General features: G+C 50.5%; 14 protein-coding genes. 4 read left to right on the plus strand and 10 right to left on the minus strand.

Annotation, left to right across the window (positions count from 1 at the left end; all coding sequences use genetic code 11):
* The first annotated feature begins 243 nt into the window (after positions 1-243).
* Positions 244-1377 carry a potassium channel family protein gene (locus tag JFN90_RS20960; RefSeq protein WP_199397077.1) on the plus strand — a complete coding sequence of 378 codons (1134 nt, stop codon included), beginning with the start codon at positions 244-246 and terminating at the stop codon, positions 1375-1377.
* Positions 1378-1383: 6 nt separating this feature from the next.
* Here JFN90_RS20960 and JFN90_RS20965 read toward each other — a convergent pair whose 3' ends face one another.
* Together JFN90_RS20965 and JFN90_RS20970 are read right to left on the minus strand one after the other, a co-directional pair.
* Positions 1384-1980 carry a hypothetical protein gene (locus tag JFN90_RS20965; protein WP_199397078.1) on the minus strand — a complete coding sequence of 199 codons (597 nt, stop codon included), beginning with the start codon at positions 1978-1980 and terminating at the stop codon, positions 1384-1386.
* 67 nt (positions 1981-2047) lie between these two features.
* The gene (locus tag JFN90_RS20970) at positions 2048-2860 is read right to left on the minus strand and encodes a fatty acid desaturase CarF family protein (RefSeq protein WP_199397079.1); all 813 of its coding nucleotides are present in this window, start codon (positions 2858-2860) and stop codon (positions 2048-2050) included.
* A 56-nt stretch (positions 2861-2916) separates the two neighbouring features.
* Here JFN90_RS20970 and JFN90_RS20975 point away from each other — a divergent pair, with 56 nt between their 5' ends.
* The gene (locus JFN90_RS20975) at positions 2917-3135 is read left to right on the plus strand and encodes a VF530 family protein (protein WP_199397080.1); all 219 of its coding nucleotides are present in this window, start codon (positions 2917-2919) and stop codon (positions 3133-3135) included.
* A 38-nt stretch (positions 3136-3173) separates the two neighbouring features.
* Here JFN90_RS20975 and JFN90_RS20980 read toward each other — a convergent pair whose 3' ends face one another.
* From JFN90_RS20980 to JFN90_RS21015, 8 genes are all read right to left on the minus strand, one after another.
* The gene (locus tag JFN90_RS20980; RefSeq protein ID WP_199397081.1) at positions 3174-3560 is read right to left on the minus strand and encodes a hypothetical protein; all 387 of its coding nucleotides are present in this window, start codon (positions 3558-3560) and stop codon (positions 3174-3176) included.
* A gap of 122 nt (positions 3561-3682) precedes the next feature.
* Positions 3683-4408, minus strand: a complete 726-nt coding sequence (locus JFN90_RS20985) for a hypothetical protein (RefSeq protein ID WP_199397082.1) — start codon at positions 4406-4408, stop codon at positions 3683-3685.
* A gap of 644 nt (positions 4409-5052) precedes the next feature.
* On the minus strand, positions 5053-5952 hold the full coding sequence (locus tag JFN90_RS20990) for a BRCT domain-containing protein (protein ID WP_199397083.1): 900 nt from the start codon (positions 5950-5952) through the stop codon (positions 5053-5055).
* 78 nt (positions 5953-6030) lie between these two features.
* A complete protein-coding gene (locus JFN90_RS20995; protein WP_199397084.1) occupies positions 6031-7029 on the minus strand; it encodes an HNH endonuclease in 999 nt (332 codons plus the stop codon).
* Between the two features lie 192 nt (positions 7030-7221).
* Positions 7222-7800 (minus strand): LIC12231 family lipoprotein, encoded by a 579-nt coding sequence (locus tag JFN90_RS21000; RefSeq protein ID WP_199397085.1) that lies wholly within the window; start codon positions 7798-7800, stop codon positions 7222-7224.
* Positions 7801-7911: 111 nt separating this feature from the next.
* Positions 7912-8448, minus strand: coding sequence for a M23 family metallopeptidase (locus tag JFN90_RS21005; RefSeq protein ID WP_199397086.1), 537 nt, complete (start codon positions 8446-8448; stop codon positions 7912-7914).
* 16 nt (positions 8449-8464) lie between these two features.
* Positions 8465-9790, minus strand: a complete 1326-nt coding sequence (locus tag JFN90_RS21010) for a hypothetical protein (protein WP_199397087.1) — start codon at positions 9788-9790, stop codon at positions 8465-8467.
* A 205-nt stretch (positions 9791-9995) separates the two neighbouring features.
* On the minus strand, positions 9996-10679 hold the full coding sequence (locus JFN90_RS21015; RefSeq protein WP_199397088.1) for a DUF2845 domain-containing protein: 684 nt from the start codon (positions 10677-10679) through the stop codon (positions 9996-9998).
* 294 nt (positions 10680-10973) lie between these two features.
* On the opposite strand from JFN90_RS21015, the gene JFN90_RS21020 reads away from it, so the two are divergent.
* Together JFN90_RS21020 and JFN90_RS21025 are read left to right on the plus strand one after the other, a co-directional pair.
* Positions 10974-11672 (plus strand): RNA polymerase sigma factor, encoded by a 699-nt coding sequence (locus tag JFN90_RS21020; protein ID WP_199397089.1) that lies wholly within the window; start codon positions 10974-10976, stop codon positions 11670-11672.
* A gap of 50 nt (positions 11673-11722) precedes the next feature.
* Positions 11723-12376, plus strand: coding sequence for a hypothetical protein (locus tag JFN90_RS21025; protein ID WP_199397090.1), 654 nt, complete (start codon positions 11723-11725; stop codon positions 12374-12376).
* Positions 12377-12593: the final 217 nt, after the last annotated feature.

Below are 12593 nucleotides of genomic sequence, written 5' to 3' on the forward strand. Positions count from 1 at the left end.
CGCTATTCAGAAGTTATCAATCACGATGTAGAAGTTATAGATCGGGATTTAGAAGTTCTCCAAAGCGATGTACCTTTTCTTCTCGATTTTCGTCTTTTCTCAGAAATCCTCAGATTTTCTCCGTGGCCAAGGGTTTTAGGTGACAGGTTTCGTCAGCCGTTGCATCCGTCCGTCTTGGTGAGAGAATATCTGGGACTGCTATGAGAGTGTATGGCAGTTCGGATGGCGGGGCGAGAGGCGAATATGGCGATTGTGGCAATGATTTTTGGAGCGGTGCTGGTGCTCCTGGTACTTTGGGAGGGATTCGAAACCATCATACTGCCACGCCGGGTGACCCGCCGTTTCCGCATTACGCGGGTCTTCTACCGCAGCAGCTGGCGTCCCTGGACGTGGCTCATTCACAACTTCGTTCCTGCCAGGCGGCGGGAAACCTGGTTGAGCTACTTCGGGCCGCTGTCGCTGCTGCTTCTGTTGAGCCTCTGGGCTGCGGTACTGATCGCCGGGTTCGCGCTCATCCACTGGGGCGGTTCCTGGTGTTTCTACCCCGACGGTGGCACACTCCTTTTAAGCGATCTCTACCTGAGCGGCACCACCTTCTTCACGCTGGGTATCGGCGACGTGGTGCCCAAGACGAGCCTGGGGCGCCTGCTGGTGGTCATCGAATCGGGGATGGGGTTCGCCTTCCTGGCCCTTATAATCAGCTACTTGCCGGCTTTGAACCAGTCCTTCGCCCGGCGCGAGGTGAGCATCTCCCTGCTCGACGCCCGTGCCGGTTCACCTCCCACCGCTTCGGAGATGCTGCGCAGGCACAGCCATCACGGAGGGGCGGAGTCGCTGCGCGAACTGCTGCACGAGTGGGAGCGCTGGTCAGCGGAGTTCCTTGAAGGTCATCTTTCCTACCCCGTGCTCGCCTATTTCCGTTCCCAACACGACAACCAGTCCTGGCTGGCCGCCCTTACCTCGATCCTGGACACCTGCGCCCTGATCATGGCGGGGGTGGAGGGGACCTGCAACCGTCAGGCGGAGCTCACCTTTGCCATGTCCCGCCACGCGGTAGTGGACCTGGCGCTCGTGTTCAAGACGCAGCCGCGGCAACTGGGGGCTGACCGGCTCCCTCCGGCGAAGCTTGACGAGATCTGCGACATCCTTCGCGGCAGCGGCTATAAGCTGAAGGAAAGGGCCCTCCTGGAGCAGAACCTTGCCGAACTGCGCCTCATGTATGAGCCCTACGTCAACGCTCTCTCCCGGCACTTCAAGGTCGGTCTTCCCCCGTGGGTGGCGCGGGAAAACATGGTGGACAACTGGCAGGTGAGTTTCTGGAAGCCCCCAGCCAAGCGCCATAAAGCCCCGGAGGAGGTTGATGAGAGGCATTTTTGAGCAGGTTCAGCCCTGCTTCATAGGCAGCAAAATGTTCACGATGATGCGGTTGAGACTGGTGCCATAGGCTGCACATATCGACATCGTCGCTGCCCAGTGGCAGTGAAAATACATCGTGGTGATCAAAAAAGTAGCTGTAACTATTGCTGCACTAACAGCCACTTCAGCAAGGGTAGCGTCTCTGTCGTCTATGCAATCATCCTGAAGGACTCTCTCTTTGTCCCCTATCATCCGCCAACCAACAATAATGTTTATTATCGGAAAGACCAATGTCCATGACCCGTTCTCGGTGTGGGACAGCAGATAGGAACCGCCCCAGATCCCGGCAAAGCCACTCACAAATGAGGCGAAGAGATACATGATTTGCTTTTCGATCCTGGATTTTTCCCTTTTGGAAAAGGCATGGTAGAAAGACAAGGCAATACCAATGGCGATTATTATTATTGGTACTAACGCCGCATTTTGGCTGCCATCAGAACTGAGGCTACCTTGCTTCACCATATCGTAGGTGCTGACGGAGATAAGGAGTAAGCAGGTGTAGGCCAGAACGAAGAGTGTCAACTCGTCAAAAGCGGGTTTCGATGTATTTCTAAAGAAGTTCAAAAGCTATCCTTTGTGAGGTCCTTGTGTAAGAACGTCTCCCAGTTACGCTTGTCATCTACCTCTTGCGTTACTGGCGCGAGCCGATTTCTCCTGAGTAGGTGGCGTAATGGAGGTCGGTGTTCTGCTTGTACCCCTTCGGAAATCTTGCGGCAATGAGGTTTATGAGGGGATCGGTGACACCGTTTAGGAAGGCGTAGTTCACGTTGTCATGCATGTGATGAATTGCGTGATGCCGCTTGGATAGAAGGATTCGACGGTTGCCCAGGAAAACTACGACGGGCGACATCGAATTATGGCAGAGGTAGTGGGAGACCTCAGCGACGGAGGAAAGGATCCCGGCATAGACGAGCGTATGAAATAGAAGGGGATGTAGCCGAAAGAATCCTGCTGTCGCCGCCAGTAAAGCCAGGCAGGGGACAAGCCAGACTTTCGAGCCGGACTCTAAGAAGTAGACAACCGGCAAGCTCTTCTGCCCGTAACGAGGCAACTTGTGGTGCAGGTGAAAATTGGCGATCAGCGGTCCGCAGAACGAGTCGTAGTTATCATTGTGGTCCATGTACAGATGCACCAGCCCGTTAATAAAGTCGGCAAGAATCCACGCGACCAATAGTGCAGTTAGCTCGCCGGCGATGCCAATGGAGAGCGGCAGGATGCACCAGACTAGCCAGGCCTGCAGGCTCACGTTGGCAAAGGATACGAACAGACCGAAACGCTTATAGACTCTCCGTGTGCTATACAACTCCATGGCCGCATTGAATTGTCTCTGTTTCTCTTCCAGCCCCACTACTGTCACCTCATCAGGGCTCGATCCCCGACTCACTCCCGAGGCTACCGCGTCTCCTTCGCACATTCCGTTGACTTCTTTCAGCAAATCAGCCATATCAACAGTACGCCCCTTCAGTCAGATTTGCACCTAACAACCATCAGGATGAAACGATGACCACTCACTCGCCGACCGACCCGCTCCACGGTGTCACCTTGAAGATGATACTCACCGAATTGGTGGAGGAACTCGGCTGGGAAGAGCTGGGAAGGCGGATCGACATTCGCTGCTTTACCCACACCCCCAGCATTTCCTCCAGCCTCAAGTTCCTAAGAAGGACCCCCTGGGCCAGAGGCAAGGTCGAGGAGATGTATCTGCGGTTGAAGATGTAGAGAGTAACAAGCCTCCCTTTGCCCCAGATCCTCCTAAATTATTCGGCAGCCCTTACCTTTTTTGCTGCTTTATCCGACATAACATATTCGCGAGGGACCTCCAGTTGGTCTTTGGAGAAGCGAAGCCCAAGATTCGCTGACATACAGCTGCAATCCCACAGGCCTTTCCGTGTCTCCCAAATCTCAAGCTTGGAGGGAGCCACACCCCATTTAGTCCTGATTATCTTTCTTTGCTCCTTCGTCAGCTTCAAAAGGAACCCAAATTCGACCTTTGGATCATCCAGTATTCGCTTTTGTTCATCGGTTAAGTTGAGGATTATCATCTCCCCACCAGTGTACCGATTGCCTTTATGCGGAGGACCATCCGCCATCGCTACACTTGTAAGCACTACGCATATGATCACGGCAAAAAGGAATTTATTCACCAATCCTCCTTCAGTTATTTGAACTCTGGCGGTTCGGTTCCACTTCTGAATGAGTTTTTGAGGCCTTATATTTCAAGACCTGGCGCCGGAACCAGGCACCTGAACGCTTCTCTCTGCCATGGTCAAGGTCTGAAGTCAGGTGAGCATAGCTGGCACCTGCACTTGCCGTCGGACATAAGAGATGCAAAGCCCGTTTCCAATCGCTGCAAAAGAGCGAGGCCCTGATCAGGCTCGGCCTCTTCAACGGATGAGTCAAATGCAAAGTGGAAACTGTATTCCTCTTCTTCGATAAACATTTCCTGCAGCTCGGTGGAAAACTCTGCATACCCGCATTCCGGCAAGGGAAAAAAGGTTACAGCAGGCTCTTCATCGGGGGGATTTTGTTGCGGGCGGAATCCGAACCGCTCAAGGCGCTCTTGTATCTTCGTCCTTTCAACTTTGTACCAGATTTCTACCCAGTGTGCCGCGACGTCCGAGGATACTTGGGCCATGCCTGCGCAGCCAGAAAAGGTTAACTGCAAGTACCAATTGATGTCCTCTGCCCCCGTGGACCGATCGCCGCGCATATATATGGTCATGACATCCAAGTCAAGATAGTCGAAGGTGCCAGTGGTTGCCATCCAAGGAGTCGGCATGGTTTTTCGAAGAAAGCTGAAGAACTCCGTTTTCAATGGGGCAAGCTCCTCAGCTGGAATTTCGAACATAGTCATATTGCCCGCTTTAAATTCTTTGGGCTTTAAGAACCGTTGCCTGCCCAGGAGCCAGTCAGCGATATTCTTTTTAATCTGTCTCTGTTCCAGATGGCGCTCGTCTAGGAAACCAAAAATCTGATATGCACTACCACCCATAGCTACCTCCTTTGTACCTACTGCCTTTCCTTAATAGCATATTTCCAGCGAACGGCACGAAGTTGACCGGCCGATGCTATATCTTCTGCCCCCACCAACTCTGCCAGACGTCTTCATTCCTGATGTAATCACTGATGTCACCGAACACGAATAATAATGTGATGGTGAGCACAATAAATGGAATCCATAGTATCCAATCAGACAATTTCCTCGTCTCGTCCCATTCTCTGGTGTACTTCGAAGGAGGATTGAACTCCTTTTTGAACAAGACGATGCTTAAACGGTTGCAGAGGAAGTAACTCACTAGGCCACAAAGTGGGGACGCAAGCAGCGCCATCATAGAATGAACCAACGCAAGCGCAGGTGCCGCAATCGCAAGCAAAATGCTTGTAGCAATTACCCTGCGCTCCGACCAGAAGTACGACTCACGTTCCGGTGGATTGACGCTATCGCGATTGCAGCTGTTTTTTCGATCTCTCCTCTTGATTGCCGGCTCCGTTTAGCAAGAAGAAGCTGTTATTCTCTCGAGGACAGCGGGGGGCGTTGTTAATATTTTCATTTTTTTTCTACTTGCCCACCAAATGTTAATATATCAACAACGTCCCCTCTGCCTATTTGCGACTCCTTCTCAAGTTATCTCTCAGTTACCCTAAAGCGTCGGCCACAGCGTCGTGAAAATCAATCTCATGGACAAGTTGCACGTTTCTGCCTGTCTTACGATAATTGACGGCCGCTTCAACCTTCCTACCATAGCAGGCATAAGCCCAGCACGGATTCCCGTCGGCTCCTATAACCAAATAATCCACTTTCCCGGTCATGGAATCAGTAAACTTGCCACCCAACTTTTCAACCATTTCCTTCAGATCACGCCTTTTGTACTTGGTAGATGCACCGGTGAAGCAGAACCAGGAGTCCTCAAATTTAATTGCAGGGGCAAATGAGCAAAGACCGACCATTTGCCCCCCCATAATCACGGGTGGGTTAGTTATTGTTTTATCGTCTGCAAGCTGTATAAATTCGGAAAACAGCCTCTGTAGGAGAAGCTGTTCTTTTTCGTCTATTACGCCATCTTGCATCACGCCAGAGATCAAAGATTCAACCTCGTCATAAGGCCAACAAGTCTTCAGGTGGTCGTTCTCGGAAAGCCAGCCCATCAGTCCTGTCAGTTCTGTTTCTGTAATTTTACCGTCTGCGAGGATACCGCCAAGGATGCCGTGTAACCGCTGCATGTCGTAAAGTACGTTATTTACATAATCTCCCTTGGTGTCCAGCCTACTGCAGAGCCACAGGATATCCAACTTCTCTTCTTCCGTTAGCACTCCGTCAGCTAATGCTGTGTTTATAACCGGGATCAACTCATTGAACGGGTGCAGGTGTCGTACGTCGTCGCAATGCCTGATCCACTCGGTGAGAAAGCTGACCTCCCTTAAATTGATTACTGAGTCAATGGATACGCCTTCTAAGATCCCGACGATTGTTTCCAAGGACTTGTTCAATCTTGATAGTAGTGAGAATCCCATATAACTTTCGTGGTCAGAGTGCATAGGTGTCCTCCTTGAATAATTAGGGACCTGCAAATCTCAAAATCTCAGCAAAGTCCCCCCATGCCTTTATTTGCGGTTTTAACTCGCTAAAACGATTCTTGCTCCTTTTGTACGATTACATTTCCAACATAGTGTTTGTAAGTTATCCTCTGAGGTTATTCCTCCTTTGGAAAGAGGAATGATGTGGTCTATTTCTAATAACAAATTTTGTTCATCTCTAGTCGACAAATTGCAATATTGACAAGTGTAATTATCTCTACTTTTTATTTTTTCTCTGAGGCTAGATGTCATCAGAGCTCGTTGTCCTACGACGCTTTTCCTGAATTTAACGATTTCGCTCAAATATTTTATGAAACTATCAAGGTTTGTTATATTTAACTTTATGTCGCACTTTGAAGAACTATTTCCTCCGGCAGATACATACTGAAATGTGAAAACAGGGAAGTATAAGTCGCTTAAATCAATGGGTTCGAAACCTAGCTTTTGAATCAATTTGTTCTTGCTAAAAAAGAATATCAAAGTAGGTATCGACTTACTAACATCTAGTAAAATTGAATCCCTTTCGTTTTGTAACAACACCTTCCCTTGTTCAGCTGCAGCAAAGTTATTTAATACTATTTCAAAGCTTGACAGTGTTTCTTCACTTGCTTTTATATCGAAGTACTTGCAGAGATATTTAAAGGGTTGGTCACTGGCATTTTTGCAGACAGAGGCAGAGCAATTGTGAACGAGATGGTTTTTGATGTTTTTGCTCCACTCCTTTCTTTGAAAATTGAAATTACTATTGTCATATAGGTGTCCTTCACCGTAGTCAAAGGATCTTATGTCCGCATGTGTACACTTTAACCATTCTATGTGGTCGTTTAACTCATTGCAATTAGTGGTGTACTCTTTAATGCTCTCTTTGATATTTTTAAATTTTTCGCTGCTAAAAAAAATCTGGATGTAAATTTGATATGCTATAAACAACACCAATCCAATTAAGAAAGTGGTTATTATTGGGTTTGCTAGCCCAAATAACGTTCCTGCTACAGTAGCCATAGTGCCAACAAAAAGTAGTAAAAAAACAACAGACATTTCCCCTCCTAAGAAGCAACTTAAGTGTTTTTTAAATTATCCGTTTCGCTATGTTGTGGTCAATTTATCGGATGCGCCCGCAACAGGTGCAGCCTCCGGTTAATATGCAATGCCTAGTGCTTGGGGTTAGGAATACATGGGGGCGTCCATTATTTCATGCCTTTCTTCTGTACCGAGGGGACATTCTTGAGATCAATGGGATGCGCGGCTTGCTTTGTCCTGGGGCTTCAAGAAGGACTGAGCATCGAACGAGAACTGTCGGGCGGTCGCGTCAAAGGCTTCATCTTCACTGTAGGTAAAGGCATTGATCCAGGCAAACGGCAAAAGGCCCAGCCATACTCCGGCCTTTCTCGTTATCTCATACCTGTAGGTCTCCTTCATCGCGCCGTCGACATAGATGTTGTACTTGACAATATAGCCGTCCCTTGTGCTCCAGGCGGGAACCAGCGTCAGTGTCGAAAAAGAGAGGTATCCAAAAGCGAGCGCGGACACGGTCATCGGTTTCCACTTTGTTTCCACGTCGACGTACAATCCTTTTTCCGGCTTCTCGTCGACTTGCACCATCTTCTTGCACATTTTGGCGTCCCTAAACACGTTCTGAAGCGTGCTGTATCCGCCGACATCCAGCATGTCGAACTTTCCGACGTTGTAATACATGACACCGCAGGTCCCGGTAGTCATTTTGTGGTCAAGTGCATCCGCAGGGAAGTCACGGTAAGTAGCGCAACCGGAAAGTAGAAGGGCGATTACTGACAGTAGAACGAGCTTCATGTTTTCTCCTGTGTAGGGATCATGCTTACAATCGTGCAAAGTTTCTGGCTCTGGCATCAGAGGCTCGCTGGCCTGACTCAACTCACTAGGTGATCGCGAGCGGCGCCGCCTTTACCTTCCTTTCATAAGTAGTTCATGTGGGTTGAGATAGGACATGCGGTCTATGCCGAACCGTTCACTGCGATACAGCCAAGGGTACGGTATCTGTGTAATTATGGCGTAATGTAAATGGGCGGGCTTACCTACAGCGTTTCCCGTTGTCCCGACCGTACCGATCTTCTCACCTCGTGAGACGAATCTTCCCGCAACAGTGGAAATCTGTTTCAAGTGGGCATAGTAATGGACTCGCCATTTTGACCCCAGAACCGACACGACCTTTCCGCCGTTTTCGATTGTGTTGGTGTAGACGACGATGCCGGAACATGCGGAAATGACGTCCCGTCCCTCAGGGGCAAAGATGTCGATTCCACGATGGACCCCCGATTTTCCCCACGGCTTGAACCAGAAGGAGTTGTGATTCCAATCAGCCGGAGTGGCGCCGCGTACCGGGATCATCAACTGCTCGGGTAGGAAAAAGCCTGCCACGACAATTGCTATCAGAGCAAGAATGGCAACAGAAATTATTTTAAAGCTGCGTTTACTGAACATTCTCCCCCGCAACAGATCATTGCTTGACTAGCAACTCGGCGTTGTTGACCCACATGGAAAAGTATGGAACGTGACCATTCTTCTGTTTGAGACAGATGAGGAATGGCTTGTCGAATATGAAGCGCCTTGGCACCTGCACGGGTGCCGGCGCTTCTTCTTTCATGGCAAGGCCGATTTTAACTCTGGATTTTACGATGGCTCCAGTCTCATCGAGCTTGAATTTGATTTGCTGTTCGGCTGTTTCAAAATACCAGCTCTTCCACCCCTCGTTTAAGATCTCCTGCTTTTCCAGCTCCCTGAAGTGGTGGGTGAGATCAAAATCTAGCTTCGGAACTTGGAGGGGTTCGCCGTCTTCTAGGGCAGTAGGGTGAGCTTTTTTAGCGTTCATCATGACCGACCGGTAGGTTTGCAGGAGGTCGGTTCCGGGAGCGATCTTTGCGAGAATTATCTCGTCATCGGCGGATTTGCTCGTCAAGGATAAGGCGAACTGGTCTTCATTGCGGTAATAGAGGACGGAAACCTGGCCGCGCAGTTTTTGGTGCAACTCTTCGTTCGATGAAGCTACATCGACTCCGAAGGCTTTTACAGGAGTTTCAGTGTTGCCGGCACAGAACTCCACCGGGTGCTCCAGCCTTTCAAACTTGATCGGAAACTCCAAGTGCTTGTACAGGAAGGCGTAAGCCATGATTCTCTGGCGACCTGCAGGAGGATCAGGAATGCTGTAGCCACTCGCCTCGTCTCCGAACTTTTCCTGCAACTCTCGCTTTATCCGGGCCACAAGTTCCGGTGTCCACGGTGCTGCTTCCGCTACAAAGGCATCCTTTGACAAATCCTCCGGGTGAAGCAGTTGCTTGTTAAGTTGCTGTGCCGTCGCAGGTTGCGAAGCAAGAAGCACGTCTCCTTTGATAATGTCATCGTGCAGCCGGTTCCAGGCTTTCTGAAAAGAAGTGCAGTAGATAAGATTGCGACCTGGTTTAATGGCTTCTTCCATGTGTGCGACGATTGCTGTGTTAGGAGCATTCGTTATGCAGGTGGAGGGCTGCAGGTACCTTTCGTATAGGTCAGATGGTGGGTAGTACGCGAAGAAGGCAAAAAGACAAACCCCTCCACCGATGAAATAGTTGCCCACCATCCGGTTTTTAAATACGAGGTAACTGGCACGCAAGGTGACTTTGTAGACCAAAATGGCTACAAGGACGATTATGGGAAGAAGAAATAGTCCTATTCCGGGCAGGACGGATGGCAGCAAAATGATTAGTAGAAGTAGCACTGCGGCTTTCGCCAACGTGAAGCGGCGAGTGGCAGGAAGTTCTGAAGCCGCGTCGTCGCTAGCGGCATCCAAGTCTTTACCGCAGGCTTCACATCGAGCGAGGTCTATAGTCGTAATTTCAGCACCGCAGTGTGGACACTGTATAATCACTATTTCCTTCCGTCGCATGAGCGATCATGCCTCACTGCGTTTCCTTCTCCAGCGAGCAGTTGGAGGGCTGAGGGGGCGTTCGTTACCTTCAAAATCTCTGCGGCCTCATCGTCACATATTTTCTTGATCAGTAGCCATAATCGAGGCTGAGGACTTTACTCACACGGCCTCGTTTAAAACAGACACCCTGCATGAACTCGTTTGGGCCGAAATTGTATAGCCAAATTGGATCACAGTCGCTTTTGCCGGGAGACTGGTAGGCTACAGGTTGGCCACACTTCTGTAATACCTCCCCTCTTGAGTCACCTCTAGCCGCCAAACCGTTACTACACCGGCATGACTCAAAAACGTTCATTCCGGTAGTAGCATTTGCAGCGTTCATAGCCACCAAGGCAACATTCCTGGGTGGGGCGGCTTGGATTGGTGCAACCGTTGCCGGAGCCACCTGCTGAGATGGCAACGGCGATCGCTGCTGCATACTTTGCTGAGGGGCTACCTGAATAGGCGCCGGTTCAGCAAGGGATGCTTCGTACCTGGCCGGAACGATTACCACCTCATTTCCATTTTTATCGGTGTAGTGTTCGTACTCTGATTTAGGTTTTTGTGCCTGAGGCTGCGGGGCGGGTATCTCTATTGGCTGTGAAGGCATCGACGGGACCTGCTGCGTGGGCACGGCGGGTTCTTGCGGAGCGCCGAAAATAAATGACTTCAGGTCTGCTTTCACCAGCTGTACAGCGAACAGCAGCATTAACACACATACCCAGAGACCGGCAGCCTTTTGCGTTTCCTGGGATTTTCTTTTTTGTGTCATAGACGATTCTCTGGTTCAATCTATTCTTGTGTAGAGGCTGCGGGTGAAACTCATAGATATTCACGATTGCAGCGGTGGGTAAGAGCTTATTAAGTAAACGGCACTATATGACGTCTTCTGAGTCAAGTCAAACTGGAATGACTGTTAATGGGACGTACAGGCTGACGCTTTACCTGCGGGAGCTGCCGTCTGCAACATGGGGGCGACTGGAAAATGCGCGATGTGAAAAAAAGTGGGAACCTTTTGTGACGATGATGCATCTAACATAGTGAAAGGGATGATGGAGGAACAGAGATGACCCGGCAGGAGAAGTCAGACAACTACAGCGCGGCGGCGGATATGGATATCGTGAAGCAGATCCTGGACGGGGACCTGAATGCCCTGGAACTGATCATGCGCAGGTACAATCAGCGTCTGTACCGCATCGCCCGAGGGGTGGTGCAAAACGATATGGATGCCGAAGATGTGGTGCAGGATGCCTACATCCATGCCTACGAAAACCTTGGTCAGTTCCAGGCTAAGGGGCCTTTATTCGTCTGGCTGGCAAAGATCACTCTGAACGAGGCGCTGAAGCATTTGCGCAGTGCCAAGGGCGCGAAAAACAGTATCTCTTTCGACGATCCCTTGCACACAGAGGAGGCGAACCATATGGCTGATCTGATCACGGGCTTGCCGACGCCCGAACAGGACGTTGCGCGGAAGGAACTGCACCGACTGCTTGAATCCGCGATCGAGAGCCTCCCCGATGCATATCGTATGGTATTTATATTCCGCGGTGTCGAGGAAATGTCGGTGGAGCATACCGCGGAGTGCCTGGACATAGAACCGGCGACGGTGAAGACTAGGTATCACCGGGCGAGAAGATTACTACAACAACAGCTGGCAGACCTCGTCGACTCCCATGCAGGCGGAGTATATTCATTCGACGGGATCCGCTGCGACCGTATAGTCTCGGGTGTGTTCCTGAGGCTGGCGAACCGTAACCGGAGCTGAGGCGCGTATAAGCCATGCTCCGGTTGCATCATGAAAAAAAGGAGACGGCAATGTTAGGCAAAATCTTCCACAATATATTCAAGACCATGATCGCAGTCTCGGCAATGGTAGCTCTGACTGGCACACCTTCATATGCTCACAGTAAAGCTATGGACATGAAAGAAACAACGAAGGCCGTCGAACTGCGGCAGGCGCAGCGCGATCTCTGGATCGGTCACGTCTTCTGGGTCAGGAACGTCGCGCTGGCGACCAAAGCCGGCGATGTGAAAGCGGCACAAACTGCCGAACAGAACGTGGTGAAGAATGCGCGCGCTATCGCCGACTCGGTCGCTCCGTTGTATGGAACGCCGGCTGCGGACAAGCTGTTCGGGCTTCTGGCCGGACACTACGGGGCGATCAAGGAATACATGACTGCGTTCTATGCGGCAGACGAGGTGGGCAAGGATAAGGCGGTAGCCAAGATTACGGCCAATGCCAACGAGATCGCCACTTTCCTTAGCGGCGCCAACCCGAACTGGCCCAAAGAGACGCTGATGGGGTTACTTTCTGCCCACGGCGGCCACCACATCGCACAGATCGAGGCTTTCGCCAAAAATGACTATGCTACCGAGGCTGAGGTCTGGGATGCAATGAAAGACCACATGTACATGATCGCAGATGCCCTCGCAGCCGGCATCGTCAAACAGTTCCCGAAGAAGTTTTAGGGGCCTGACAGTTCCAAACAGTTAGTACACGTCAAAAGAACCCCGCTCCCCGTTACAGGGGGACGGGGTTCTTTGCATATAGGCAAATTTCAAGCGCTACATGCAGGCATTGAACAGAAGGGGAGGGGCGAAGACTGCTGCCGTGTGAGCTATCTTCACTTTTGAGGACACACCATATATCCTAACGGACCAGGAGGGTGTGTCATGAGATCGAATC

Source organism: Geomonas propionica (genome assembly GCF_016458235.1).
GTDB classification, from domain to species: Bacteria; Desulfobacterota; Desulfuromonadia; order Geobacterales; family Geobacteraceae; genus Geomonas; species Geomonas propionica.

Bases quoted from the DNA above. Each gene is read 5' to 3' on its own strand.
- JFN90_RS20960 (WP_199397077.1), top strand. From the start codon at position 244: ATGGCGATTGTGGCAATGATTTTTGGAGCGGTGCTGGTGCTCCTGGTA.
- JFN90_RS20970 (WP_199397079.1), bottom strand. From the start codon at position 2,860: ATGGCTGATTTGCTGAAAGAAGTCAACGGAATGTGCGAAGGAGACGCG.
- JFN90_RS20975 (WP_199397080.1), top strand. From the start codon at position 2,917: ATGACCACTCACTCGCCGACCGACCCGCTCCACGGTGTCACCTTGAAG.
- JFN90_RS20985 (WP_199397082.1), bottom strand. From the start codon at position 4,408: ATGGGTGGTAGTGCATATCAGATTTTTGGTTTCCTAGACGAGCGCCAT.
- JFN90_RS20990 (WP_199397083.1), bottom strand. From the start codon at position 5,952: ATGCACTCTGACCACGAAAGTTATATGGGATTCTCACTACTATCAAGA.
- JFN90_RS20995 (WP_199397084.1), bottom strand. From the start codon at position 7,029: ATGTCTGTTGTTTTTTTACTACTTTTTGTTGGCACTATGGCTACTGTA.
- JFN90_RS21000 (WP_199397085.1), bottom strand. From the start codon at position 7,800: ATGAAGCTCGTTCTACTGTCAGTAATCGCCCTTCTACTTTCCGGTTGC.
- JFN90_RS21005 (WP_199397086.1), bottom strand. From the start codon at position 8,448: ATGTTCAGTAAACGCAGCTTTAAAATAATTTCTGTTGCCATTCTTGCT.
- JFN90_RS21015 (WP_199397088.1), bottom strand. From the start codon at position 10,679: ATGACACAAAAAAGAAAATCCCAGGAAACGCAAAAGGCTGCCGGTCTC.
- JFN90_RS21020 (WP_199397089.1), top strand. From the start codon at position 10,974: ATGACCCGGCAGGAGAAGTCAGACAACTACAGCGCGGCGGCGGATATG.
- JFN90_RS21025 (WP_199397090.1), top strand. From the start codon at position 11,723: ATGTTAGGCAAAATCTTCCACAATATATTCAAGACCATGATCGCAGTC.